This is a genomic window from Kitasatospora sp. SUK 42 (genome assembly GCF_015776785.2).
Taxonomy (GTDB): domain Bacteria; phylum Actinomycetota; class Actinomycetes; order Streptomycetales; family Streptomycetaceae; genus Kitasatospora.
Window position 1 is genome coordinate 111,287 of record NZ_LFMD02000002.1, and the last position, 24,499, is coordinate 135,785.

Annotated in this window: 29 protein-coding genes; 11 read left to right on the forward strand and 18 right to left on the reverse strand. The window is 73.2% G+C overall.

What is annotated here, in order from left to right; genetic code table 11:
• The first annotated feature begins 9 nt into the window (after window positions 1-9).
• Window positions 10-1,266 (forward strand): phosphoserine phosphatase SerB, encoded by a 1,257-nt coding sequence (gene serB, locus RZ50_RS00435; RefSeq protein ID WP_196947494.1) that lies wholly within the window; start codon window positions 10-12, stop codon window positions 1,264-1,266.
• Between the two features lie 170 nt (window positions 1,267-1,436).
• On the opposite strand, the gene RZ50_RS00440 is transcribed toward serB, so the two are convergent.
• The 3 genes from RZ50_RS00440 to RZ50_RS00445 all read right to left on the reverse strand — a co-directional run bounded on the left by RZ50_RS00440 (window position 1,437) and on the right by RZ50_RS00445 (window position 3,652).
• The gene (locus tag RZ50_RS00440) at window positions 1,437-1,964 is read right to left on the reverse strand and encodes a histidine phosphatase family protein (RefSeq protein ID WP_196947493.1); all 528 of its coding nucleotides are present in this window, start codon (window positions 1,962-1,964) and stop codon (window positions 1,437-1,439) included.
• A 194-nt stretch (window positions 1,965-2,158) separates the two neighbouring features.
• Complete coding sequence (locus RZ50_RS28735; protein ID WP_254801934.1) at window positions 2,159-2,281, reverse strand: SGM_5486 family transporter-associated protein; 123 nt, start codon at window positions 2,279-2,281, stop codon at window positions 2,159-2,161.
• 75 nt (window positions 2,282-2,356) lie between these two features.
• Window positions 2,357-3,652: an MFS transporter gene (locus RZ50_RS00445; protein ID WP_374199851.1), complete on the reverse strand. Its 1,296-nt coding sequence runs from the start codon at window positions 3,650-3,652 to the stop codon at window positions 2,357-2,359.
• A gap of 117 nt (window positions 3,653-3,769) precedes the next feature.
• Between RZ50_RS00445 and RZ50_RS00450 the strand changes: the two genes are divergently transcribed.
• The gene (locus tag RZ50_RS00450; protein ID WP_196947491.1) at window positions 3,770-4,444 is read left to right on the forward strand and encodes a FadR/GntR family transcriptional regulator; all 675 of its coding nucleotides are present in this window, start codon (window positions 3,770-3,772) and stop codon (window positions 4,442-4,444) included.
• A gap of 136 nt (window positions 4,445-4,580) precedes the next feature.
• On the opposite strand, the gene fabI is transcribed toward RZ50_RS00450, so the two are convergent.
• Together fabI and fabG are read right to left on the reverse strand one after the other, a co-directional pair.
• Window positions 4,581-5,348, reverse strand: coding sequence for an enoyl-ACP reductase FabI (fabI, locus tag RZ50_RS00455; RefSeq protein WP_196950991.1), 768 nt, complete (start codon window positions 5,346-5,348; stop codon window positions 4,581-4,583).
• 2 nt (window positions 5,349-5,350) lie between these two features.
• Complete coding sequence (fabG, locus tag RZ50_RS00460) at window positions 5,351-6,070, reverse strand: 3-oxoacyl-[acyl-carrier-protein] reductase (protein WP_196950992.1); 720 nt, start codon at window positions 6,068-6,070, stop codon at window positions 5,351-5,353.
• A gap of 315 nt (window positions 6,071-6,385) precedes the next feature.
• On the opposite strand from fabG, the gene RZ50_RS00465 reads away from it, so the two are divergent.
• From RZ50_RS00465 to RZ50_RS00490, 6 genes are all read left to right on the forward strand, one after another.
• On the forward strand, window positions 6,386-7,531 hold the full coding sequence (locus RZ50_RS00465; RefSeq protein ID WP_196950993.1) for an MBL fold metallo-hydrolase: 1,146 nt from the start codon (window positions 6,386-6,388) through the stop codon (window positions 7,529-7,531).
• Between the two features lie 176 nt (window positions 7,532-7,707).
• Window positions 7,708-9,285, forward strand: coding sequence for a TldD/PmbA family protein (locus RZ50_RS00470; protein ID WP_374199891.1), 1,578 nt, complete (start codon window positions 7,708-7,710; stop codon window positions 9,283-9,285).
• A complete protein-coding gene (locus RZ50_RS00475; protein WP_196950995.1) occupies window positions 9,285-10,682 on the forward strand; it encodes a metallopeptidase TldD-related protein in 1,398 nt (465 codons plus the stop codon). Before RZ50_RS00470 ends, RZ50_RS00475 begins: the two co-directional genes overlap by 1 nt.
• A gap of 31 nt (window positions 10,683-10,713) precedes the next feature.
• Window positions 10,714-11,262 (forward strand): RNA 2'-phosphotransferase, encoded by a 549-nt coding sequence (locus tag RZ50_RS00480; RefSeq protein WP_196951024.1) that lies wholly within the window; start codon window positions 10,714-10,716, stop codon window positions 11,260-11,262.
• A gap of 158 nt (window positions 11,263-11,420) precedes the next feature.
• Window positions 11,421-11,804 carry a DUF3099 domain-containing protein gene (locus tag RZ50_RS00485; protein ID WP_196950996.1) on the forward strand — a complete coding sequence of 128 codons (384 nt, stop codon included), beginning with the start codon at window positions 11,421-11,423 and terminating at the stop codon, window positions 11,802-11,804.
• Window positions 11,805-12,081: 277 nt separating this feature from the next.
• Window positions 12,082-12,309: a hypothetical protein gene (locus RZ50_RS00490; protein ID WP_196951025.1), complete on the forward strand. Its 228-nt coding sequence runs from the start codon at window positions 12,082-12,084 to the stop codon at window positions 12,307-12,309.
• Between the two features lie 29 nt (window positions 12,310-12,338).
• Here the strand turns inward: RZ50_RS00490 and moaA are convergent, their stop codons facing one another.
• The 4 genes from moaA to RZ50_RS00510 all read right to left on the reverse strand — a co-directional run bounded on the left by moaA (window position 12,339) and on the right by RZ50_RS00510 (window position 16,714).
• A complete protein-coding gene (gene moaA, locus RZ50_RS00495) occupies window positions 12,339-13,328 on the reverse strand; it encodes a GTP 3',8-cyclase MoaA (protein WP_217680164.1) in 990 nt (329 codons plus the stop codon).
• Window positions 13,329-13,405: 77 nt separating this feature from the next.
• On the reverse strand, window positions 13,406-15,025 hold the full coding sequence (locus tag RZ50_RS00500; RefSeq protein WP_196950997.1) for a cation acetate symporter: 1,620 nt from the start codon (window positions 15,023-15,025) through the stop codon (window positions 13,406-13,408).
• Window positions 15,022-15,378 carry a DUF485 domain-containing protein gene (locus tag RZ50_RS00505; protein WP_196950998.1) on the reverse strand — a complete coding sequence of 119 codons (357 nt, stop codon included), beginning with the start codon at window positions 15,376-15,378 and terminating at the stop codon, window positions 15,022-15,024. The genes RZ50_RS00500 and RZ50_RS00505 overlap by 4 nt, the downstream gene beginning before the upstream one ends.
• 292 nt (window positions 15,379-15,670) lie before the next feature.
• Entirely contained in the window at window positions 15,671-16,714 is a 1,044-nt protein-coding gene (locus RZ50_RS00510; protein ID WP_196950999.1) for a zinc-dependent alcohol dehydrogenase family protein, read from the reverse strand.
• Between the two features lie 125 nt (window positions 16,715-16,839).
• Between RZ50_RS00510 and RZ50_RS00515 the strand changes: the two genes are divergently transcribed.
• Entirely contained in the window at window positions 16,840-17,835 is a 996-nt protein-coding gene (locus RZ50_RS00515) for a DEDDh family exonuclease (protein ID WP_196951000.1), read from the forward strand.
• A 31-nt stretch (window positions 17,836-17,866) separates the two neighbouring features.
• Entirely contained in the window at window positions 17,867-18,661 is a 795-nt protein-coding gene (locus tag RZ50_RS00520; RefSeq protein WP_196951001.1) for an SURF1 family protein, read from the forward strand.
• 31 nt (window positions 18,662-18,692) lie between these two features.
• Here the strand turns inward: RZ50_RS00520 and trxA are convergent, their stop codons facing one another.
• Together trxA and RZ50_RS00530 are read right to left on the reverse strand one after the other, a co-directional pair.
• Window positions 18,693-19,016: a thioredoxin gene (gene trxA / locus RZ50_RS00525; RefSeq protein ID WP_254801936.1), complete on the reverse strand. Its 324-nt coding sequence runs from the start codon at window positions 19,014-19,016 to the stop codon at window positions 18,693-18,695.
• A 3-nt stretch (window positions 19,017-19,019) separates the two neighbouring features.
• Window positions 19,020-19,427 (reverse strand): MerR family transcriptional regulator, encoded by a 408-nt coding sequence (locus RZ50_RS00530; RefSeq protein WP_196951002.1) that lies wholly within the window; start codon window positions 19,425-19,427, stop codon window positions 19,020-19,022.
• A gap of 105 nt (window positions 19,428-19,532) precedes the next feature.
• Here RZ50_RS00530 and RZ50_RS00535 point away from each other — a divergent pair, with 105 nt between their 5' ends.
• Window positions 19,533-20,294 (forward strand): SDR family oxidoreductase, encoded by a 762-nt coding sequence (locus tag RZ50_RS00535; RefSeq protein WP_196951003.1) that lies wholly within the window; start codon window positions 19,533-19,535, stop codon window positions 20,292-20,294.
• Between the two features lie 26 nt (window positions 20,295-20,320).
• Here the strand turns inward: RZ50_RS00535 and RZ50_RS00540 are convergent, their stop codons facing one another.
• The 7 genes from RZ50_RS00540 to RZ50_RS00570 form a co-directional block, all read right to left on the reverse strand.
• Window positions 20,321-20,971 (reverse strand): alkaline shock response membrane anchor protein AmaP, encoded by a 651-nt coding sequence (locus RZ50_RS00540; protein WP_196951004.1) that lies wholly within the window; start codon window positions 20,969-20,971, stop codon window positions 20,321-20,323.
• On the reverse strand, window positions 20,968-21,546 hold the full coding sequence (locus RZ50_RS30005) for a DUF6286 domain-containing protein (RefSeq protein ID WP_196951005.1): 579 nt from the start codon (window positions 21,544-21,546) through the stop codon (window positions 20,968-20,970). Before RZ50_RS30005 ends, RZ50_RS00540 begins: the two co-directional genes overlap by 4 nt.
• Window positions 21,543-21,884 carry a hypothetical protein gene (locus tag RZ50_RS00550; RefSeq protein ID WP_196951006.1) on the reverse strand — a complete coding sequence of 114 codons (342 nt, stop codon included), beginning with the start codon at window positions 21,882-21,884 and terminating at the stop codon, window positions 21,543-21,545. Before RZ50_RS00550 ends, RZ50_RS30005 begins: the two co-directional genes overlap by 4 nt.
• Window positions 21,884-22,075, reverse strand: a complete 192-nt coding sequence (locus RZ50_RS00555; RefSeq protein WP_196951007.1) for a hypothetical protein — start codon at window positions 22,073-22,075, stop codon at window positions 21,884-21,886. Before RZ50_RS00555 ends, RZ50_RS00550 begins: the two co-directional genes overlap by 1 nt.
• 41 nt (window positions 22,076-22,116) lie before the next feature.
• Entirely contained in the window at window positions 22,117-22,734 is a 618-nt protein-coding gene (locus RZ50_RS00560; protein WP_254801937.1) for an Asp23/Gls24 family envelope stress response protein, read from the reverse strand.
• Window positions 22,735-22,928: 194 nt separating this feature from the next.
• Window positions 22,929-23,735 (reverse strand): enoyl-CoA hydratase/isomerase family protein, encoded by an 807-nt coding sequence (locus RZ50_RS00565; RefSeq protein WP_196951008.1) that lies wholly within the window; start codon window positions 23,733-23,735, stop codon window positions 22,929-22,931.
• Between the two features lie 231 nt (window positions 23,736-23,966).
• A complete protein-coding gene (locus RZ50_RS00570) occupies window positions 23,967-24,200 on the reverse strand; it encodes a helix-turn-helix domain-containing protein (protein WP_196951009.1) in 234 nt (77 codons plus the stop codon).
• Window positions 24,201-24,499: the final 299 nt, after the last annotated feature.

Consider the following 24,499-nt stretch of genomic DNA (forward strand, 5'->3'; position numbering starts at 1 on the left):
GGAGGCACCATGAACGCATCGCCCTTGGCCGCTGAGCCCCTCCCCGCCTCCCAGCCCCGGACCGCGGACTCGCGCACCCTGCTCGTCAAGGTGTTCGGCAAGGACCGCCCCGGCATCACCGCCGGCCTCTTCGCCACCCTCGCCGGCTTCGGCGTCGACGTGATCGACATCGAGCAGGTCGTCACCCGTGGCCGCATCACGCTGTGCGCCCTGGTCACCCCGCCCTCGGCCCCCGGCGCCGAGGGCGGCCTGCGCGCCACCGTCCACCGCTGGGCGGAGGAGCAGAAGCTTCAGGCCGAGATCCTCTCCGGCATCGGTGACAACCGGCCGCGCCGCGAGGGCCGTTCGCACGTCACGGTGCTCGGCAACCCGCTGACCGCCTCCGCCGTCTCCGCGCTCACCTCCCGGATCACCGCGGCGGGCGGCAACATCGACCGGGTCTTCCGGCTCGCCAAGTACCCGGTGACGGCCGTCGAGCTGGCCGTCTCGGGTGTGGCCACCGAGGAGCTGCGGGCCGAGCTGGCCCCGGAGGCGGCCGCCCAGCGGGTGGACGTCGCGGTGGTGGCGGCCGGGCTGGAGCGCCGGGCCAAGCGGCTGGTGGTGATGGACGTGGACTCCACGCTCATCCAGGACGAGGTGATCGAGCTGTTCGCCGCCCACGCGGGCTGCGAGGAGCAGGTGGCCGAGGTGACGGCGGCGGCGATGCGCGGCGAGCTGGACTTCGCCGAGTCGCTGCACGCCCGGGTGGCGCTGCTGGCGGGGCTGGACGCCTCGGTGACCGAGAAGGTCCGCTCGGAGGTCCGGCTCACCCCGGGCGCGCGCACCCTGATCCGGACGCTGCAGCGCCTGGGCTTCCAGGTCGCCGTGGTCTCCGGCGGGTTCACCCAGGTCACCGACCACCTGGTGGAGCTGCTGGGGCTGGACTTCGCGGCCGCCAACACCCTGGAGGTGGTGGACGGGAAGTTCACCGGCCGGGTGGTCGGCGAGATCGTGGACCGGGCCGGCAAGGCCCGCTGGCTGGCCCGTTTCGCCGAGCTGGCGAAGGTTCCGCTGGAGCAGACGGTGGCGATCGGCGACGGCGCCAACGACCTGGACATGCTGAACGCGGCCGGGCTCGGGGTGGCCTTCAACGCCAAGCCGGTGGTACGCGAGGCCGCCGACACCGCGGTGAACGTGCCGTTCCTGGACACCGTGCTGTACCTGCTGGGCATCACCCGCGAGGAGGTCGAGGCGGCCGACGTGCTGGACGGCACCCCGACCGAGTAGGGCCTGCGGAAGCAACCGAGGGGCGTGCGGATCCGATCCGCACGCCCCTCGCTGACGTTCCGGACGTCGGCCCCGCCCGGGGACCGGACGTCGGTCCTCGCCGTGCGGACCGGAGGTCAGTTTTGCGGCGTGCGGACCGGAGGTCAGTCCTGCGGCGTGTGGACCGGAGGTCAGTCCTGCGGCGTGTGGTACGAGACCAGCTCCGCCACGCCCGGCTCGACGCCCTTCCAGGAGCCGGAGAAGCTGAGCACCGCGATCGCCGCCGTCGGGAAGCCGCCCAGCCGCAGCCGCTCCAGCGCGTCCCGGTCGCCCGCGTCCCCGGCCAGCACCTGGGTCAGGCCCAGCACGCCGGGGTTGTGGCCGACCAGCACCACGTCCGCGTACTCCTCCGGGGTCTCCTGGAGGACGGCGATGATCTCGCCCGGGCTGGCCTCGTAGATCCGGTCCTCGTACACGGTCTTGCGGGCCCGCTTGGGCAGCTCGTGCGCGGCCAGCTTCCACGTCTCGCGGGTGCGCAGCGCGGTGGAGCAGAGCACGTATTCGGGGTTGATGCCGGAGTCGGCCAGCCAGCGGCCGGCGTCCGGGGCCTGGTTGCGGCCCCGGTCGGCCAGCGGCCGCTCGTGGTCGTCCACGCCGTTGGGCCAGTCGGCCTTGGCGTGGCGGAGAACGATGATCCTGCGGGGCGTGTCGGCGCTCATACCCAGCAAGCTTGGCAGAAAAGCCGCCCGGGGGCGCGACGCCCCCGGTTGCCGCCACTCCCGGAGGCGGCGGGTGCCATCGCGCTCCGTTCGCCGGAGCGCCACCGGGAGTCGCCGCGGCGGGAGTCACCCCGGCCGGAGCAGGGGGGCGGGAGTGCGACGGCCGGACGGCCGGAGGTGCCGGACGGAGGCGGTCAGCCGAGCGCGTCGGCGAAGCTGGCGATGATCGCCACCAGCACCACGATGCCGACGATGGCGAAGGCGATACGGCCGAGCTGCTTGCGGCCGTCGGTCGGATTGGGATCGAGAACGGGCATGTCGGGATTCTCCCACCCCGAACACGCCCGTCCCGCGCTGGCCCCGCCGCTTTGGCCAGGCCTTGACCTTTCCGGTCAGGCCTTGACCTGCGCCGCCTCCGGGTGGACGGCCTCGTCCTCGATGTGCCGGGCCCGCGCGGCGCGCAGACCGAACAGCATCTGCGGCACCAGCAGCAGCGCGAGGAAGCCCAGCGGCCCGTACCACTCGCCGGTGGCCTGGTAGATCCGGCCGACCAGGATCGGGCCCGGGATGGAGATCAGGTAGCCGACGCCCTGGGAGAAGACGGACAGCTGCGCCACCCCGCCCGCGGTCCGGGCGCGCAGCCCGATCATGGTCAGCACCAGCGGGAACGCGCAGTTGGACAGGCCCACCAGTACGGCCCACGCCCACGCCCCGCCGGCCGGGGCGAGCGCCAGGCCGGCGTACCCGACGATGCCGCAGGCGGCCAGCACGACCACGAAGAGCCGCTGGTCGCCGCGCCGGGCGGCCAGGTTGGGCAGCACGAAGGAGACCGGCACACCGATCATCATGGTGACCGCGAGCAGCACCCCGGAGGTGCCCTTGTCGATGCCGGCGTCCTGGAAGATCGTCGGCAGGAAGCCCATCACCACGTACGCACCGGTGGCCTGGAGGCCGAAGAAGCAGGCCAGCGCCCAGGCCGTGCGGCTGCGGGTGATCGGCAGCCTGGCGGGGGCGGCGGCGCCGTCGGCCCGCTCGCCGCGCTCGCGCTTGGCGATCAGCAGCGGCAGCCAGAGCACCAGGGCCAGCGCGCCCAGGGCGGCCCAGCTGCCCAGGCCGTAGCGCCAGTCGCCGCCGAGCGCGCTGGTCAGCGGCACGCTGACCAGCGCGGCCAGCGCGGTGCCGGCGGACAGCGCCATGGAGTACAGGCCGATCATCGGACCGACCCTCTCCGGGAAGTACCGCTTGATCACCACCGGCAGCAGCACGTTGGAGACCGCCACCCCGGCCAGCGCGAGCGCGGTCAGCAGCAGGAACACCGCCGTACCGCCGGCGAAGGAGCGGGCCAGCACGCCTGCCGTGATCGCGCCCATGCCGGCCGTGATCACCGCGATCGGGCCGATCCGGCGCGCCGCCGCGGGGGCGGCGAAGCCGAACAGCGCGAAGCACAGCGACGGGACGGCGGCGAGCAGCCCGGCCAGCGTCGGGTTCATCCCGAGGTCGGTACGGACCTGGACGAGCAGCGGGCCGAGGCTGGTGACCACGGGGCGCAGGTTGAAGGCGGCGGCGGCGATCGCGACGACGAAGAGCCAGCCGAGGTACTTGGGGGGCTGGGAGGGCCGCTCGGTCTGCGGCCGGGCCTCGGTTCGTGGGGAGGCGGTGGTGTCTGCTGCGGGAGGCATGTGCGCCATCATAGAATGATGGGATGAATTGATGCACCTTGGAATTGGCATGATGTGCCGACCGTTCATCCACCGGCCACCACCTGTCCCCAGGGCCCACCCGACCCGTAGCCGCAAGGAGTCCCCGTGGCGCTGTCCTCGCCGAGGCGCACCCCGCTGTCCGACCAGGTGATCGCTCAGCTGCGCGCCCAGATCACCTCCGGGGAGTGGCCCGTCGGCTCGCGCATCCCCACCGAGGCCGCTCTGGTCGAGCAGCTGGGCGTGGCCCGCAACACCGTCCGCGAGGCCGTCCGCGCCCTCGCCCACAACGGACTGCTCGACATCCGGCAGGGCTCCGGCACGTACGTCCTGGCCACCAGCGAGCTGGCCGGGGTGATGCACCGCCGCTTCGCCGACGCCGAGCAGGAGCAGGTCGCCGAGCTGCGGGCGACGCTGGAGACCTCCGCCGCGGGCCTGGCCGCCGTCCGCCGCACCGAGCGCGACCTCGACCTGCTGGACGCCGCGCTCGCCCGCCGCGAGAGCGCCTGGCACTCCGGCGACGCCGAGGACTTTGTCCAGGCCGACGCCGCCTTCCACCAGGCCGTGGTGGCCGCCGCCCACAACGACGTGCTGCTCGCCGTCTACGCCGACCTCGGCGAGGTCACCCGCGAGCACCTGCGCAACGACGTCGGTCCCGAGCTGATCGCCGAGCGCTACATCGGCCACGCCGCCATCCGGGACGCCATCCGGGACGGCGACGCCCAGCGCGCCTCCTTCGAGGCCGGCCGCGCCATCGGCGCCTGCGCCACCGCGGACGCGTAGCTCCGACTCGCCCGCTCGCCTCCGGGCGCTCCCGACCCGGCGCCGACGGCTGGCGCGCCCCCTTCGGCTCGGGGCGGGAAACGCCGCTGCCCGGCACCCCCTCCGCGGGGGTGCCGGGCAGCGGCGTTTCGGCAGGTCAGGCGCCGATGGCGTGCAGACCGCCGTCGACGTGGATGATCTCGCCGGTGGTCTTCGGGAACCAGTCCGACAGCAGCGCGACGATGCCGCGGCCGGCCGGCTCCGGGTCGCTCAGGTCCCACTTCAGCGGGGAGCGGTGGTTCCAGGTGTCGGCCAGGTCGCCGAAGCCCGGGATGGACTTGGCGGCCATCGAGCCCAGCGGGCCGGCGGAGACCAGGTTGCAGCGGATGTCCCGCTCGCCCAGGTAGCGCGCCAGGTAGCGGTTGGTCGACTCCAGGGCGGCCTTGGCCGGGCCCATCCAGTCGTACTGCGGCCAGGCGAACTGCGCGTCGAAGGTCAGACCGACCACCGAGCCGCCGTCCTGCATCAGCGGCAGCAGCGCCATCGTCAGCGACTTCAGCGAGTACGCCGAGACGTGCATCGCGGTGGCCACGGACTCCCACGGGGTGTCCAGGAAGTTGCCGCCCAGCGCGTCCTGCGGGGCGAAGCCGATCGAGTGGACGATGCCGTCCAGGGTCGGCAGGTGCTCGCGGACCTGGTCGGCGATGCCGGCCAGCTGCTCCGGGTTGGAGACGTCCAGCTCCAGCACCTTGACCGGGTGCGGCAGCTTCTTGGCGATCCGCTCGGTCAGGGTCGGGCGCGGGAAGGCGGTGAGGATGACCTCCGCGCCCTGCTCCTGGGCGAGCTTGGCGGCGTGGAAGGCGATGGAGGACTCCATCAGCACGCCGGTGATCAGGATCCGCTTGCCTTCGAGGATTCCACTCATGATCAGTGACCCATGCCCAATCCGCCGTCGACGGGAATGACGGCTCCGGTGATGTACGCGGCCTCGTCCGACCCGAGGAACCGCACGGTGGAGGCGACCTCGGCGGGCGCCGCGTAGCGGCCCAGCGGCACGCCCGAGACGATCTCCGCGCGGCGCTCGTCGCTGAGCACGGCGGTCATGTCGGTGTCCACGAAGCCGGGAGCCACCACGTTGACGGTGATGTTGCGCGGGCCGAGCTCGCGCGCCAGCGACCGGGCGAAGCCGACCAGGCCGGCCTTGGAGGCGGCGTAGTTGGCCTGGCCCGGCGAGCCGGACAGGCCCACCACGGAGGAGATCAGCACGACACGGCCCTTCTTGGCCCGCATCATCAGCTTCGACGCGCGCTTGACCACCCGGAAGGTACCGGTGAGGTTGGTGTCCAGGACGGAGGTGAAGTCCTCCTCGGACATCCGCAGCAGCAGGGTGTCGTTGGTGATGCCCGCGTTGGCGACCAGCACCTCGACCGCGCCGTGCTTCTGCTCGATCTCGGTGAAGGCGGCGTCGACCTGCGCGGCGTCCGTGATGTCGCAGCGCACCGCGAGGACGTCGTACTTGGCCAGCGCCTCCGGCACCTCGCCCGAGCGGCTGGTGATGGCCACCTTGTCGCCCGCCTCGGCGAAGGCCTGGGCGATCGCGAGGCCGATGCCCCGGTTTCCTCCGGTGACGAGAACCGAGCGGCTCAACGATCCACCTCTCTCCGTGTGTGAGCACGTACGTCGGAATGCGTACGCAGTGTGACGCTATCGGGCGGTCGGCGGCGGCGGCGCATCGGGCTCCCACAGCGCCGCAGGGGAGGAACTGTCGCAATCCGACAATCCGCGCTCCCGGCACCAGGTTCCCACCACCGGTGCTCCGCAGGCCGCGGCGCCTGCACGATCGGGGCGACTGTACGGGAACAACACGGGCGGGCGCACCCGTTGCCCCCGTGGTGCGGGCCGACTCGGGACCGACCGTACCGACCCCCGATGCGTCCCGGCGAGGAAACGAAGGCAGGGCGCATGACCAAGGCACGGCCCGGGAGCACCCACCGACGCGGACGCCTGCTCGCGCTGACCGCCCTGGCCGCGGGCCTGGGCGCGACCGCCTGGTCGCTGCGCGACCTTCCCGCGGCGTTCGGACGGCGCCCGGACGGCGAGCGCGAGGAGCGGGTGCGCGACTCGCCGCAGTACCGCGACGGCGTCTTCCACAACGCACCCTCGAAGCTCGCCCGCACCGCCGGCGCCCCCGGCGTCGACCCGGCCACCGTCCGTCGGATGCTGTTCGAGCGGGCCGGCCGCGTCCCCGCGCACCCGGTGCCCACCGTCCGCCCCGACACCACGCCCGGCCCGGCCGCCGAGGGCGTCGAGGTCACCTGGTACGGGCACGCCTCCGCGCTGGTCGAGATCGAGGGCTCCCGCGTCCTGCTCGACCCGATCTGGAGCGACCGCTGCTCCCCCGCCACCCACGTCGGCCCCAAGCGGCTGCACCCGGTGCCGGTCGAGTTGGAGGAGCTGCCGCCGGTCGACGCCGTGCTGATCTCGCACGACCACTACGACCACCTCGACATGGCCACCGTCAAGCGACTGGTGCGCAGCCAGTCCGCGCCCTTCGCGGTGCCGCTCGGCATCGGCGGCCACCTGCGCCGCTGGGGCGTCCCGGAGCACCGGATCATCGAGCTGGACTGGGACGAGACCTGCACCCTGGGCGAGCTGGTGCTCACCCTCACCTCCGCGCACCACTTCTCCGGCCGAGGCCTGGCCCGCAACACCACCCTGTGGGGCTCCTGGGTGATCGCCGGCCCCAGCCGCAAGGTCTTCTACACCGGCGACTCCGGCTACTTCGAGGGCTACGCCCGGATCGGCGAGCAGCACGGCCCCTTCGACGCCGCGCTGGTGCAGATCGGCGCCTACGACGAGGCCTGGTCGGACATCCACATGACCCCCGAGGACGCCGTCCTCGCCCACCGCGACCTCCGGGCCGGGCTGCTGGTGCCGGTCCACTGGTGCACCTTCAGCCTGGGCCTGCACCCGTGGGCCGAGCCGGTCGAACGGCTGCTCAAGGAGGCCAAGGTTCAGGCCGTCCCGCTGGCCGTGCCGCGCCCCGGCGAACGGATCGACGTGGACAACCCGCCGGAGCTGGACGGCTGGTGGGAGTCCGTCTCCTGAGGTGACCGGGAGGACCGGAGCCGGCGGCGCACCGGCCGGAGCACGGCGGCCGAAACCATGGCGCACCGGTCGAAATGCGCTGGCCGGAAACCCGGTGGACGGGAAATGATGCGGTGCGGACGCCCCTGTGGCTCCGCACCGTCACCCTCCGCGACCTGGGAGCCCGATTGCCTCCGATCCCTCCGGCCGACAGCGCCGGCGCCCCGCACGGGCGCGCCGTCGACCCGCTGTTCCTCGCCCTCCCGCTGCGCCCCCTCGCCGACGCCGCCCTCACCCGGGCGCGCGAACTCGGCGTGAGCCACGCCGACTTCCGCCTGGAGCGGGTCCGCAGCGCCTCCTGGCGGCTGCGCGACGCCCGTCCCGCCGGCACCTCCGACAGCGTGCAGCTCGGCTTCGCCGTCCGGGTGCTGCTGGACGGCGCCTGGGGCTTCGCCGCCGGGGTGGACCTCACCCCCGGAGCCGCGGCGAAGGTCGCCGAACAGGCCGTCGCGGTGGCCCGCCTCTCCGGCGGCATCAGCCGCGCGGCCGGCTCCACCGAGCGGGTCGAACTGGCCGACGAGCCGGTGCACCGGGACGTCACCTGGGTCTCCGCGTACGAGATCAACCCCTTCGAGGTGCCGGACGCCGAGAAGACCGCCCTGCTCGCCGAGCGCAGCTCCCGGCTGCTGGCCGCGGCCGGCGTCTCGCACGTCCAGGCGGCCCTGCGGACCGTCCAGGAGAACAAGTTCTACGCGGACACCGCGGGCACCATGACCACCCAGCAGCGGATCCGGGTCTACTCCGACCTGGAGGCCACCTCGGTCGACGAGCGCACCGGCGCCTTCGACTCGATGCAGACCCTGGCGCCGCCGGTCGGCCGCGGCTGGGAGTTCGTCGCGGGGGCCCCCGGCCGGGGCGCGAGCGGCGCCGGCTGGGACTGGGACGCCGAACTCGCCGAGCTGCCCGACCTGTTGGCCGAGAAGATGAAGGCCCCCAGCGTCCAGCCCGGCCGCTACGACCTGGTCATCGACCCGTCCAACCTCTGGCTGACCATCCACGAGTCGATCGGCCACGCCACCGAGCTGGACCGCGCGCTCGGCTACGAGGCCGCCTACGCCGGCACCTCCTTCGCCACCTTCGACCAGCTCGGCTCGCTCAGGTACGGCTCCGAGCTGATGCACGTCACCGGCGACCGCACCGCCGAGCACGGCCTGTCCACCATCGGCTACGACGACGAGGGCGTGGCCACCCAGTCCTGGGACCTGATCAAGGACGGCGTCCTGGTCGGCTACCAACTCGACCGCGGCATCGCCAGGTCGAAGGGCTTCGAGCGCTCCAACGGCTGCGCCTTCGCGGACTCCCCCGCGCACGTCCCGGTGCAGCGGATGGCCAACGTCTCGCTCCAGCCCGCCGCCGACGGCCCCGACACCGAGGGCCTGTTCGCCGGGGTGGAGAACGGCCTGTACATCGTGGGCGACCGCTCGTGGTCCATCGACCAGCAGCGCTACAACTTCCAGTTCACCGGCCAGCGCGCCTACGCCATCAGGAACGGCGAACTCGCCGGCCAGGTCAAGGACTTCGCCTACCAGGCCACCACCACCGACTTCTGGGGATCGATGGCCGCGGTCGGCGGCCCGCAGACCTACGTCCTCGGCGGCGCCTTCAACTGCGGCAAGGCGCAGCCCGGCCAGGTCGCGGCGGTCAGCCACGGCTGCCCGTCGGCGCTGTTCCGCAACGTCAACGTGCTCAACACCCAGCAGGAGGCGGGTCACTGATGACCGCGACACAGCCCCACGAACTCGTCGAGCTGGCGCTCGGCCTCTCCCGCGCCGACGGCTGCGTGGTGATCGCGGACGAGGAGTCCACCGCCAACCTGCGCTGGGCCGGCAACGCGCTGACCACCAACGGCGTCACCCGCGGCCGCCGCCTCACCGTGATCGCCACCGTGGCCGGCGCCGAGGGCACCGCCTCCGGCGTGGTCTCCCGCGAGGCCGTCACCGCCGAGGAGGTCGAGGGCCTGGTGCGGGCCGCCGAGGAGGCCGCCCGCGCGGCCGGCCCGGCCGAGGACGCCCAGCCGCTGGTCGCCGACCAGCCGCCGTCCCCGCACTTCACCCAGCCGCCCGCGGAGACCTCCATCGAGGTGTTCGACGCCTTCGGCCCGGCCCTCGGCGAGGCCTTCGCCCGCGCCACCGCACAGGGCGAGCTGCTGTACGGCTTCGCCCGGCACGAGATCACCACCAGCTACCTGGGCAGCTCCACCGGCCTGCGGCTGCGCCACGACCAGCCCACCGGCACGGTCGAGCTCAACGCCAAGACGGCCGACCTCACCGGCTCGGCCTGGATCGGCGCCGCCACCCAGGACTTCACCGACGTGGACGTGCCCGCTCTGCACGCCGAGCTCACCAAGCGCCTCGGCTGGGGCGCCCGCAAGGTCGACCTGCCCGCCGGGCGGTACGAGACGCTGCTGCCGCCCTCGGCCGTCGCCGACCTGATGGTCTACCTCCACTGGTCCTCCGGCGGCCGGGACGCCCACGAGGGCCGGACGGTCTTCTCCAAGCCCGGCGGGGGCACCCGGATCGGCGACAAGCTCTCCGGCCTGCCGCTGACGCTGCGCGCCGACCCGCGCGAGAACGGCCTGGAGGCGGCGCCGTTCGTGCTGGCGCACGCCACCGGCGGCGACGTCTCGGTCTTCGACAACGGCGAGCCGATCACCGCCACCGAGTGGATCCGCGAGGGCGTGCTGACCGACCTGGTCACCAGCCGCCACGCGGCCGCCCTCACCGGCCTGCCGCTGCGTCCGTCGATCGACAACCTGGTGCTGGAGACGGCCGACCAGGAGTCGGCGCCGACCCTGGACGAGATGATCGCCCGCACCGAGCGCGGTCTGCTGCTCACCTGCCTCTGGTACATCCGCGAGGTGGACCCGTCGACGCTGCTGCTCACCGGCCTCACCCGGGACGGCGTGTACCTGGTGGAGAACGGCGAAGTGGTCGGCGCGGTCAACAACTTCCGGTTCAACGAGTCCCCGGTCGACCTGCTCGGCCGGATCACCGAGGTGGGCCGCACCGAGCGCTGCCTGCCCCGCGAGTGGAACGACTGGTTCACCCGCACCGCGATGCCACCCGTGCGTGTCGCGGACTTCAACATGAGTTCGGTCAGCCAGGCCTCATAGCCGCTGACCAACGGGGGATACGAGAGACATGATGGACGAGAAGCGGCTGGTCAGGTCGAGCAGGATGCTGTCGCGCATCCTGCGGCACGAGCCGGAACTGGTGGGGCTCACGCTGGACGGATCCGGCTGGGTCCGGATCGACGTGCTGCTCGCCGCCCTGAGAGCCAAGGGCAGACCGCTCACCAGGGCGGAGCTCGACCACGTCGTGGCCACCAACAACAAGCGCCGCTTCGGCTACTCGCCGGACGGTCTCTCGATCCGCGCCAACCAGGGCCACACGGTGGCGGTCGACCTCGGTCTGGCCGCCACCGTGCCGCCGCCCGTGCTGTACCACGGCACCGCCGACCGCCACCTGGCGTCGATCTTCCGCGAGGGCCTGCGCCCGATGGCCCGCCAGGACGTGCACCTGTCGGCGGACACCGAGACGGCGACCCGGGTCGGCGCCCGGCACGGCCGCCCGGTCGTGCTGACCGTGAACGCGGCCGCGATGACGGCGGCCGGCCACGAGTTCCGGCTCAGCGACAACGGCGTCTGGCTCACCGACGCCGTCCCCCCGCAGTACCTCTCCCGCCGCTCCTGAAACACCGGCGAGGGCACGCCCTAGCGCCGGACGGCCCTCTACCACGCCCGACCGGGTGGGCCCGGCCCACCCGGTCTCGTCGCCCCCGCCGTCCGGGCGTACCGTGAGGAGGCCGCGCGGCCCGTCGCGCGAGTGCGTGGACGAGGGCGGTAGGACACATGGGCAAGAGCGCCGACGGCGGAGAGGTCTTCCGGATCACCGGGGCCCGCAGCAGTCTCACCGAGGACGTCCGGGGGCGCCAGCGCCGCTACGTCATCTCGATGCTGGTCCGTACGCTCTGCGTGCTGCTCGCGGTGGTGCTCTGGGACGTCCAGCGCTGGCTGGCCTTCACGGCGCTGGCGGGCGCCGTGCTGCTGCCGTACTTCGCGGTGCTCATCGCCAACGCGGGCCGGGAGCGGGCGCCCGGTCTGCCGAGCACCTTCGACATCCCGCACGACACCCCGCTGATGCTCGGCCCCGGTGGTACGGGTGGGGCGGGTGCGCCCCGTGGTACAGGAGAGGCAAAGGCGCCCGGCACCGAAGCTTCACAGGACGCGAACTGACTGTCCCTTTAAGGCTGGTTGAGCCCGAATAGGTTCGGCGAAAGCTCAAAAGAAGCTCAGATTAATCATGCAAGACCTCCCCATCCAAGGGTCCTGGCGTGACATACTGCGTACGCGCTCCGCATCCCCCGTCGGAGCGACGGACCGACGCCGGGCGGCTCCCCCCGTGGCTGCCCGGCGTCGCCATGCCCGGAACCCCGCGGGTGGAACCGGCGGATGAAACCGGCATGGGAGACTGGCGGTGACGACGAACCCGCCGAGCGCTGAGGACGGCCCGATGGACACCCCGCAGACCCCGATCTGCTCCGCCAAGGGCTGCCGGGCGGACGCCCACTGGGTGCTGGTGTGGAACAACCCCAAGCTGCACACCCCGGACCGCCGCAAGACCTGGCTCGCCTGCGAGGAGCACCGCGAGCACCTGTCCCAGTTCCTGGGCGTGCGCGGCTTCCTCAAGGAGGTCGTCGCCCTCGCCGACTGGACCCCCGAGGCCGACCAGCCGGCCTAGCCGCCGACCCCCGGGGCCGACCAGCCCGCTCAGCCCCCGATCGAGGACATCGGCCGGTCCGGCTGATGGAACTCCGGCTGGTCGATCCCGGCCCCGGCCTTCTTGCCCCACATCGCCGCCCGCCACAGCGCGGCCAGCTCCGCGTCGTCCGCCCCCTCGCGCAGGGCGGTGCGCAGGTCGGTCTCCCCGGTGGCGAAGAGGCAGTTGCGCACCTGCCCGTCGGCGGTCAGCCTGGTCCGGTCGCAGGCCCGGCAGAACGGCCGGGTGACGGAGGCGATCACGCCGACCCGGCCCGGACCGCCGTCCACCAGCCAGCGCTCGGCCGGCGCCGCGCCCCGGCGTGCGGACGGCTCCGGGGTGAGCGCGAAACGGGCGCGCAGCAGGTCCAGGATCTCCCCCGCGGTGACCATCGCCGAGCGGTCCCAGCCGTGCTGGGCGTCCAGCGGCATCTGCTCGATGAAGCGCAGCTCGTAGCCCCGCTCCAGGCACCAGGCCAGCAGGTCGGCCGCCTCGTGGTCGTTGACCCCGCGCATCAGCACCGCGTTCAGCTTCACCGGCGCCAGCCCGGCCGCCTCGGCGGCGGCCAGCCCGTCCAGCACGTCCTGGTGGCGCCGTCGGCGGGTGAGCGTGAAGAACACCTCGGGGTCGAGGGTGTCCAGCGAGACGTTGATCCGGTCGAGCCCGGCCCCGCGCAGTGCCGTCGCGGTGCGGGCCAGCCCGATGCCGTTGGTGGTCAGCGACAGCTCGGGGCGCGGTTCCAGCTCCGCGCAGGCGGCGACGACGGCGACCAGCCCGGGGCGCAGCAGCGGCTCGCCGCCGGTGAAGCGGACCTCGCGCACGCCCAGGTCGCGCACGGCCAGGGTGACCAGCCGGACGATCTCCTCGTCGGTCAGCAGGTCGGGCTTGGCCAGCCACTGGAGGCCTTCCTCCGGCATGCAGTAGGTGCACCGGAGGTTGCACCGGTCCGTCAGGGAGACCCGCAGGTCGACGGCCTGTCGTCCGAAGGTGTCGAGCAGCACGTGCGTCCCTTCCCGAATGGCGGCCGGCCCGGCCACCGTCACGGCGGGGCCGGGCCAGCATAGTCATGCCAGGACGATCAGTGGGCCCCCAGCCCCGTGAGCGAGCGGACCTCCAGTTCAGCGTACTTCGCCTGGTCGGGCCGCTCCCTGGACAGCAGGGTGCCGAGCCAGCCGGCCAGGAAGCCGATCGGGATGGAGACCAGGCCGGGGTTCTCCAGCGGGAACCAGTGGAAGTCGGAGTGCGGGAAGAGCGAGTTCTTCCCGCCGGACAGCACCGGGGAGAAGACCACCAGCGCCACCGAGCTGATCAGACCGGCGTAGACCGAACTGACCGCGCCCGCGGTGGTGAAGCGCTTCCAGAACAGCGAGTAGAGCAGGGTCGGCAGGTTCGCCGAGGCGGCCACCGCGAAGGCCAGCGCGACCAGGGCGGCGGTGCTGAGCTTGCCCGCGAAGAGGCTGAGCACGACGGCGATCGCGCCGATCGCCACGGCCGCCCACTTCGCCGACAGCACCTCCTCCCGCTCGCTCGCCCTCCCGCGCCGGATCACGTTGGCGTACAGGTCGTGCGCGAAGGAGGCCGAGGAGGCGAGGGTGAGTCCGGCGACCACGGCCAGGATGGTGGCGAAGGCGACCGCCGAGATCACCGCGAGCATGATCGCCCCGCCGGTGCTGCCGGCCCCGCCGCCGAGCTGCTCGGCCAGCAGCGGCGCGGCGGTGTTGCCCGACGGCGTCTTGCCCTCGACGGCCACCATGCCGCTCCTGCCGACCAGCGCGGCCGCACCGAACCCGAGCGCCAGGGTCATCAGGTAGAAGACGCCGATGATGCCGATCGCCCAGAGCACCGACTTCCGGGCCGCCTTGGCGGTGGGGACGGTGTAGAAGCGGACCAGGATGTGCGGCAGGCCGGCGGTGCCGAGCACCAGCGCGATCCCCAGGCTGATGAAGTCGAGCTTGGAGGTGTTGCTGGCCCCGTACTTCAGCCCCGGTTCGAGGAAGGCCGTGCCCTTGCCGCTGGCGGAGGCGGCCGCGCCGAGCAGTTCCGAGGGGTTGAAGTGGTACTTGGCCAGCACCAGGACGGTCATCAGCGCGGCGCCGATGATCAGCAGCACCGCCTTGACGATCTGCACCCAGGTGGTGCCCTTCATCCCGCCTATCACCACGTAGATGATCATCAGCGCGCCCACCGCGAGGATGGTCCAGCGCTTGGCCCCCTCCCCGGTGACCCCGAGCAGCAGGGCGACCAGCGCACCGGCGCCGACCATCTGGGCGAGCAGGTAGAAGATCGAGACGACGATGGTGGACACGCCGGCCGCGGTGCGCACCGGGCGCTGGCGCATCCGGAAGGCGAGCACGTCCGCCATGGTGAAGCGGCCGGAGTTGCGCAGCGGCTCGGCGATCAGCAGCAGCGCGACCAGCCAGGCGACCAGGAAGCCGATCGAGTAGAGGAAGCCGTCGTAGCCGGCCAGGGCGATGGTGCCGGCGATGCCGAGGAAGGAGGCGGCGGACATGTAGTCGCCGGAGATGGCCAGGCCGTTCTGGAAGCCGGTGAAGCCGCGGCCGCCGGCGTAGAAGTCGGCGGCGCTCCGGTTCTGCCGCCCGGCCCAGACCGTGATGGCCAGGGTGGCCAGCACGAACAGTCCGAACAGCGTCATCGTCAGGCCGCGGTGCTCGGTGGCGGAGCTGGCGAGCGCGGTCATTCGGCGGACTCCCGGGGGGCGTGGACGACGGCACCGTGGGCCTCGCGGATCGCGGTGGCGGACGGGTCGATCCGCCGCCCCGCGTAGCGGGCGTACCAGGCGGCGATGGCGAAGGTGGTGACGAACTGGAGCAGTCCGAGCACCAGGGCCACGTTGACGTGCCCGAGGACCTTGGTGCCCATCAGCCCGGGGGCGTAGCAGGAGAGCAGGACGTAGAGCAGGTACCAGAGCACGAAGCCGATGGTGACCGGGAAGGCGAAGCTCCGGAACGAGCTCCGCAGACTTCTGAACTCCGGGCTTTCGTCTATGAGTTGGACTTCCGTGGCGTCGGTGGTGATCGGCGGCGAATCCACGCTGTCTCCTCACTCCTTCGAATACGCGGCGCCGCCCCGGGGAGCGGGCGAGCATGAGGGGTGTCACATTCCGGTGCGCGCCGCGCAATGCTAGGAGCGTCCTGCCCGCCCCGAAAGGGGTTCACTACGATCAGTCGACTGCTCAGCCCCTCCCATCATCCAATTGGCCGAAAATCATTACTCTCGCCACTCCTGGAACTCGCACACACAGCCGAAAGGGGCGACACCGACCAACGGTGCCGCCCCTTTTGACTACGCGTCAGGCCCCTCTTCCGGCGCTGCGCCGGGGGCCTCAGAAGGCGATCCGGACCTTCAGCGCCGAGCGGTCGTCCATCGCCCGGTAGCCGTCCGGCACCCCGTCCAGGCCCACCGTGCGGTCGAAGACCAGGCCCGGCTCGATGGCACCGGACAGGACGTCGGGCAGCAGCTCGGGGATGTACGCCCGGGCCGGCGCGACCCCGCCGTTCAGCGAAACGTTCCTGCCGAACATCTGACCGATGTCCACGCCCGCGCTGCCGCCGTGCGGCACACCCACGTAGCCGACCGCGCCGCCGTCCCGGGCGATCGAGACGGCCGTGCGCATCGACTCCTCGGTGCCCACCGCCTCCAGCACCGCGTGCGCGCCCTGCCCGCCGGTCAGCTCCTTCACCGCCTCGACCGCGGCCTCGCCCCGCTCGGCCACCACGTCCGTCGCCCCGAAGCGCCGGGCCAGGTCCGTCCGGGCGGGGTGACGGCCCAACGCGATGATCCGGCCCGCGCCCAGCCGGTGCGCCGCCAGGACGCCGCACAGGCCCACCGCGCCGTCGCCGACCACCGCGACCGTCGCCCCCGGGCGCACCCCCGCCGAGACCGCCGCGTGGTGCCCGGTGGACATCACGTCCGACAGCGCCAGCAGCCCCGGCAGCAGCTTCTCGTCGCCCGCCGTCTCCTTCGGCAGCTTCACCAGCGTCCCGTCCGCGAACGGCACCCGCACCGCCTCGCCCTGGCCGCCGTCCGAACCGACCTGCCCCCAGAACCCGCCGTGCGGGCAGGAGGTCTGGAGGCCTTCGAGACAGAAGTCACAGACGCCGTCCGACCAGACGAACGGCGCCACCACGAAGTCGCCCTTGGCGAAGCCCCGCACCTCGGAGCCGGCGTCCTCGACCACGCCCAGGAACTCGTGCCCGATCCGCTGCCCGGCCACCCGCTGCGCCACCCCTCGGTAGGCCCACAGGTCGCTGCCGCAGATACAGGCGTTCACCACTCGGAGCACCACGTCCGTCGGTTGCTGGATCACCGGGTCCGGCACCTCTTCGATGCGGATGTCGTTGGGTCCGTGAATCACGGTGGCACGCATTGTTGTTCCTTACCGAAAACGATCTCGACCAGGTGTACGACACCCCCGTCGACCACTCTATTCCGGCCGATCAGTCGGAACATTCCGGCCGGACCCGACCACCGCGCCCCTTATCCTGTTGGACCATGCAACCGATCCAGCCCGAGACGTACGGCGCGCCGCGGACCGCCGCGGTCCCCGCCCAGCGCTCCGCCGCCCCCGCCGAGGGCTTCGCGGTCGTCGACGTCGAGACCACCGGTCTCGGCCGGTCCGACCGCGTCATCTCGGCGGGCGTCTACCAGCTGGACCCGGACGGCGAGGTCACCGACCACTGGTACACCCTGGTCAACCCCGAGCGGGACCCGGGCCCGGTCTGGATCCACGGCCTCACCGCCGAACTGCTCGGCACCGCCCCGATCTTCCCGCAGATCGCCGAGGAGTTCGCCACCCGCCTGGCGAACCGCGTCCTGGTCGCGCACAACGCGCTCTTCGACTGGAACATGATCTCCCGCGAGTTCTCCCGGGCCGGCCTGCGCGCCCCGGTCGAGCAGCGGCTGTGCACCATGGTCCTCTCCCGCGACCTGCGCCTGCCGCTGCCCAACGGCAAGCTCGCCTCGCTCGCCGCCCACTTCGGCGTCCAGCAGCGCCACGCCCACAACGCCCTGGACGACGCGCGGGTGCTCGCCGAGGCCTTCCGCCCAAGCCTGCACCTGGCCCGCCAGGCCGGCGTCCCGCTGCCGCTCCAGACCTGCGTCGCGGTCACCGACCTCGGCGAGGACGAGCCCACCACCCCCGGCCGCGGCAACTGGACCGGCTCCCAGTACCGCCAGGCCAAGAAGCGCCCGCCGTGCCCGTACCCCAACCCGGGGCGCTGGGAGGACGGAAAACCGCTGGTCCAGGGCATGCGGGTGGCCTTCACCGGCGACACCGCCACCGACCGCGAGGTGCTGGAGGACCGCGCCGTCGAGGCCGGCCTGCACATCGCCACCTCGGTGAGCCGGCTCACCAGCCTGCTGGTCACCAACGAACCGACCAGCTGGAGCGGAAAGGCCCGCAGGGCCCGCGAGGTCGGCACCCCGGTGATCACCGAGGACGCCTTCCTCCAACTGCTGCGCGAGGTCGCCCCGCACCCCGGTGCGTGAACCGGGTGTGAGGTCGGCGTACCGTTCCCATGTGTACCGTTTTCTGCTGACCCGGCAGTGGCTGATCACCATGCTGATCGCGCTGCTGCTGATCCCCGCGACGATCAAGCTGGGCTTCTGGCAGTTGCACCGCCACGAGGCGCGGGTGGCCCGGAACGAGCTGATCGGCAAGGCCCTCACGGCCGCCCCGGTCCCCTTCGACACCCTGTCGCCGACCCCCGGCTTCGCGGTGCCCTCCGGCCTCACGTGGCGCGCCGTGACGGCCACCGGGCAGTACGACCCGGCGCACGAGTTCGTCGTCCGCAAGCGGACCGACTCCAACGGGACCATCGGCTACTTCGTCGTGACCCCCCTCAAGCTCTCGGACGGCAAGGGCACCGTCCTGGTCAACCGCGGCTGGGTCGCCTCCGGCGCCGGTGCCACCGAGTACCCGCCCGTCCCGGCCGCCCCCGCCGGCGAGGTCGCCCTCACCGGCCGCCTGCGCGCCCAGGAGACCTACGGCGCCAGCGGCATCAAGGACCGCACCGGCCTGCCCGACCGCCAGTTCAACCTGATCAACACCGACGAGCAGGCCGAGAAGACCGGCGCCCCCCTCCTCGGCGGCTACCTCGAACTCTCCGCCACCACCCCGGCCCCCGCCGACCAGCCCGAGCTGATCCCCGAGCCCAACCACTCGGACATCGGCCCGCACATGGCCTACGCCATCCAGTGGTGGCTGTTCACGGCGATGATCCCGGTCGGCGTCTGGATCCTCGCCCGCCGCGAGGCCAAGGACCGCAAGCAGGCCGCCGAACCCGAGACCGTCACCGAACCCCTCCCGGCCTGAGCCTTCCGCGACAAGCTTCAGCCCTGGCCCGTCAGAGCGCGTCGTCCAGCTCCCGCAGCAGCCGGGCCTTCGCCCGCGCCCCCACCACGGACCGCACCGGCTCCCCGTCCCGGAACAGCATCAGCGTCGGCATCGACAGCACCCCGTACGCCGCCTGCGTGCGGGGATTGCGGTCCACGTCCAGGCTCACCACCCGCATCCGGTGCGCCTCCTCCCGCGCGATGTCCGCCAGCACCGGCGCCATCATCCGGCACGGGGGGCACCAGTCCGCCGTGAAGTCCACCAGCACGGCCCCCTCGGCCGCCAGCACCTCCGCCGCGAAGGTCTCGTCCGTCACCGCCGGCACACCGTTCATCCGCTACTCCTCCCACTCGCACCGAGGCGGCCGGAGCTCCTCCGCCGCCAACTCGTCCCGCGCCCGCACCGCCCGCTCGAACTGCCCGGCCACCTGGGCCCGTACGTCCTGCAGCCGCGCGATGCACTCGTCCAACTCGGCCAGCTTGCGCCGGTAGACCTCCAGAGAAGCCGGACACGAGTCCCCCTCCGGGTGCCCGGCCCGCAGGCACTCCACGAACGGCCTGGTCTCCTCCAGCCCGAACCCGAAGTCCTGCAACAGCCGGATCTGCCGCAGCAGTCGCAGATCCCCCTCGTCGTACGCCCGGTACCCGTTGCCCGCCCGTCGAGCGGGCAGCAACCCCAACTCCTCGTAGTACCGCAGCGCCCGCGTGGTCGTCCCGGCCCGCTCCGCCAGCTCCCCGATCCGCATTCCCGGCTCCTCCCGCGCTTCCGCCACCGACGGTAAACCTTCCCCCCGGCGTCAACGCCAGCGGTCTGCTCCGGCCTCCCCGGCACCACCCGGCAAGATGTCCCCATGGACCTAGGACTCAAGAACAAGACCTACATCGTCACCGGCGCCACCCGGGGCCTCGGCCTGGCCGCCGCCCGCGAACTCGCCGCCGACGGCGCCCACGTGCTGATCAGCGGCCGCACCCAGGAGGCCGTCGACGCCGCCGTCACCGAGCTGAACACCCTCGGCTCCGCCCACGGCGTCGTCGCCGACAACGCCGCCCCCGACACCGCCGACCGCCTCGTCGCCGAGGCCCGGTCCCGCTTCGGCGGCCTCGACGGCATCCTGATCAGCGTCGGCGGCCCCCAGGCCGGCCCGGTCGAGACCGCCCCCGAGTCCGCCTGGCGCGACGCCTTCGAATCCGTCTTCCTCGGCGCCCTCCGCCTGGCCCGCACCGCGGCCGCCACCCTCCCCTCCGGCGGCGTGATCGGCTTCGTGCTCTCCACCTCGGTCCGCCAGCCCATCCCCGGCCTCGGCATCTCCAACGGACTGCGCCCCGGCCTCGCCATGGCCGCCAAGACCCTCGCCGACGAGCTCGGCCCGCGCGGCATCCGGGTGCTCGGCCTGCTCCCCGGCCGGATCGACACCGACCGGGTCCGCGAACTCGACGCCCTCGCCCCCGACCCGGAGGCCGCCCGCGCCCAGGCCGGCGGCACCATCCCGCTCCGCCGCTACGGCTCCCCCGAGGAGTTCGGCAAGGTCGCCGCCTTCCTGCTCTCCCCCGCCGCCTCCTACCTGACCGGCATCATGGTCCCCGTCGACGGCGGCGCCCTCCGCTCCCTCTGAGCCCCCCGGAGAGGGACGCGCCCGCGTCACTCCACCCTCGAACGCCCCCGCCGCCTCCGCCGAGGCCAGACGTGCCGACGCTCGGCGGGGGCCTCCTGCAGCACCCGGACCCGCAGCTCGGCCGGCAGCTCCGCCAGCCCCAGACTGTGCAGGGCGTCCCCCCGCGGCCCGTCCTCGAAGTGCTCCACCAGCGCCGCCGGGTCCCCGCCGGGCGTCAGCCGTACGGCCCCGCGCAGCCGCGGATGCCCCGGCGCCCGCACCAGCCGCACCACCGCCCGGTCGACCTCCGGCAGCACCTCCGTCCCGCGTTCCAGCGCCTCCTCCAGGGCCCGCGCACTCACCCGCAGCCGCAGCCCGCCCACCCCCGGCGTCGGCACCGCGATGCTCGACAGCCCGGTCCGCCGCAGCTGCGCCACCAGCCACCACGCCGTCCCCGCCACCAGGACGGACAGCCCGCCGATCACCGTCGGCCACCACCACGAGGACGCCACCCAGCGCACCCGCGACCGCTCGCTCACCACCGGCTGGTCCGGCGAGGTGAGCGGCCACCACCGCGGCGGATCGACGCCCAGCCGCCGGTACAGGTCCAGCCCGCCCGCCAGCACCAGCACCCCGGCCCCCAGCAGCACCGCCCCCGCCACCCCCAGCAGCACCCGGTTGACGACCGTCCGCCTCACCCCTCCGCCTCCCCTCCGGTCGGCCCGGCCACCGTCCGCACGTCCAGCCGCAACGGCCGCGCCACCCCCACCCGCGCCAGCTCCTCCCGCAGTTGCCGCTGCACCGAGGCCGGATCGGCCGGCCCGCTCACCGTCACCCTGACCCGCCGCCGCCCGACCCGGATCCGCAGGTGGTCGATGCCGGTCAGGCCCGCCGCGCGGTCCGCCAGCAGGTGCCCGATCCCGGCCCGGTCGACGGCCGCACTCGTCCCCCCGTACGGGCGCAGCACCAGCCACCGCCGCAGCCCGGGCGCGACCGCCAGCCAGAGCAGCCACCCGCCCAGCAGGGCCGCCACCCCCGCGCCCACCAGCACCCCCAGATCGTCGAGGTGCCGGGTGGCCAGCTCGTCCGCGATCTGCGCCCGCCACCGCCGGGCGGGCTGCCCGGCCCGTACCGCGATCACGTCGTACAGCAGCGCCCCCGCCCCCACCAGCACCGCCGTCGAGACCAGGGCCGCCGCCCCGGCCCGCGAGGCCCGCAGCCGCCGCGCCTTCTCCGGCCTCTCCGCGGACGCCTCCTGCGGCTCGCCGCTCACCACGCTCCCCTCGGGACCAACTTCTCGACCACCACGACCACTTCCGACACCCTGGTCCCGGTCAGCCCGGCCACCCGCTCCGCCACCCGCTCCCGCACACCCCGGGCCAGGCCCGCGAAGTCGGCCGGGAACGCCAGTTCGACGACGATCCGGACCGTCACCGTGCTGCCCGGCCGCACCACCGACACCCTCGGCGGCGCCCCCGCCGTCGACCGCCCGGCCCAGGCCTCCGCGAGCACCTCCCGGGCGGCCTGACCGGCGATCCGGGCGTAGACCCGGTCCGCGACCCGCAGCCGCCCCCGGCGGCCGGGCACGGCGGCGGCGCCCGAACCCGCCATCAGCGCCGCCGGTCGCGGCCGCGGAGCAGGTCCCCGAGGTCGCCGAGCTCGATGTCGCCCTCCAGCAGCCGCCCGACCACGAAGCCGACCAGCCCGAGCGCGGCCACCAGCAGGAACGCCGCGAATCCGCCGAAGTACCCGGCGAAGCCGAGGGCCATGCCCACCACCAGGCCGACGATGGCCAGGTTCATCCGCTACTCCCTCGTCCTCCGCCGGGTCCGACCGCCGGGCGCTACTTGAGCCTCGGCCGCTGCCCCGGGGCCGGCACCGGCTCCTCTTCCTCCTCGAACTCCGGTTCGTCCGGGAGGTGGACGTCGTTGACCGCGATGTTGACCTCGACGACCTCCAGGCCGGTCATCCGCTCGACCGCTTCGATGATGTTCTCCCGCACCTGCCGGGCGAGTTCGGGGATCACCACGCCGTACTCCACCACCAGGGCGATGTCGATCGCGGTCTGCTTCTCGCCGACCTCGGCCTTGATCCCGCGCCCGACGCTGGACTTCCCGCCGGGCCCCACCCGGTCCCGCATCGCGCCGAAGGTACGGGCCAGCCCCGATCCCAGGGCGTGGATCCCGGAGACCTCGCGGGCGGCCATCCCGGCGATCTTCTCGACCACCCCGACCGCCAGCGCCGTCCGCCCCCGCTCCTGCGCCGGCCTCGCGCCGTCGCCGGACGGGAGCCCGGACGAGGGCTTCGCACCGGTCGCGCCGGTCGCACCGGTGGCGCCCGAGGCGCCCGAGGCGCCCGAGGCGCCCGAGGCGCCGGCCCCGCCGGCGCCGCCGGGCGGACCGGGGGTCGGGGCGTGGCCGGGGTGCTTGTGCAGGGTCGCGGGCGTCGGAGTGTCAGGCATGGGGGCGCATCTCCCGTCGTACGGCTCCAGCTATATCGCAAACCTCCCCAACTCTGGCATTTCGCCGCGTTCCCCGCCCGCCGGGAGCGCCCTCCGAGCCACCCCTGCCCCCGGGAACGCCGAGGGCCCGGCCCGGGGGTGTTCCCCGGGCCGGGCCCAGTCGTCGGAAGCGTTTCCTCCGCAGCCGGCCGGTGTCAGTCGCCGATCCCGGCGAGCTCCCGCAGCCGACGGGCCTGCGCCGCCCGTTCGGCCGAGCGCTGCTCGTCGTAGGAGCGGCCCGACGCCCCCTGGAGCAGCGCCTTGGTCTCGATGACGGCGCCGCGCGGAGCGGCCAGCAGGGCGGCGGCGAGGTCCCGGGCGGCGGCGTCCAGCTCCGTGCCGGGGACGGCCAGGTTGGCCAGCCCGATCGCGGCGGCCTCCTCGGCGCCGACCCAGCGGCCGGTCGCGCAGATCTCCAGCGCCCGGGCGTAGCCGACGAGTTCGACCAGCGGCTTGGTGCCCGCCAGGTCGGGGACGAGCCCGAGCGAGGTCTCCTTCATGGCGAACTGCACGTCGTCGGCCACCACCCGCAGGTCGCAGCCGAGGGCGAGCTGGAAGCCCGCGCCGACGGCGTGGCCCTGGACGACGGCGATGGAGATCAGGTCGGGGCGGCGCCACCAGGTGAAGGCCTCCTGGTAGGAGGCGATGGCCTCGTCCAGCTCCTGGTCGGCGGAGCCCGCGAGCTGGACGAAGGTGGGCTCGCCGGGGATGCCCTCGGGGGTGAACATGGCCCGGTCCAGCCCGGCCGAGAAGGAGACGCCCTCCGCGCGCAGCAGCACGACCCGGACGCTTCCGGGCAGTTCGCGCCCGACGGCGGCGAGGGCGCGCCAGAGCGCGGGCGACTGCGCGTTGCGCCGCTTGGGCTGACAGAGGGTGACGACGGCGAGTTCGCCGTCGATCTCCAGGCGGACGCCGTCCCGCTCCCAGCTCGGGGCCTGCGGGTCGGTGACGGGAGCGGTCATGCGGGAACCTCCGGTGGCGAGGGACTTGGCTACCGGAGAGTAACAAACCTGGACGCGACTGGGCAGGGCCCCGGCCCGGAAAGGTCGGCGCCGGGTGCGCGACGGACACCCGGACATGACGATCGGCGGCCGGTCCGCTCGGTCCGAGGGCGGACGCCCAGCCGCTGTCAGCTGTCGTCTCCTCGGCCGGCGCCGTGCCGCCGCGTCATCCGGCCCAGACCTGACGAAGAGTCAGGAATTGGCTCCGGCAGTCGCCTTGTTCTTGCCCCGCGTGGCACCGCCGCGGCCCCGGAGGATCACTCCGGACTCGCTCAGCATCCGGTGCACGAAGCCGTACGAACGACCGGTCTCCTCCGCGAGAGCGCGAATGCTCGCCCCGGAGTCGTACTTCTTCTTGAGATCGGCCGCGAGCTTCTCACGCGCGGCACCGGTCACCCGGCTGCCCTTTTTCAGAGTCTCGGCCACCCGTGCCTCCTCGTAGCGTTGCTCGGTCAGATTCCCATGATCACCCATCCACCGCGTCCTGGCCACCCATTCGACAAGGTCGATGTCGCAAATGCGCAGTCCTGCGGTGGTGTTCCGAGTGCACTGGGGCGCTCACGCAGAGTGCACGCCCCCGGGCGGCTGCCGCCATTCGCTGAAAAAGGGCTGATCAGCAACGTCGGCCCGACCACGATCGAGTGGCGGGCCGACGGGAAGTCCTTAAACGGAATCCGGGTCTTCTTCATTCCCGGACACGCCGAAAGGACTAGATATTCTGGTCC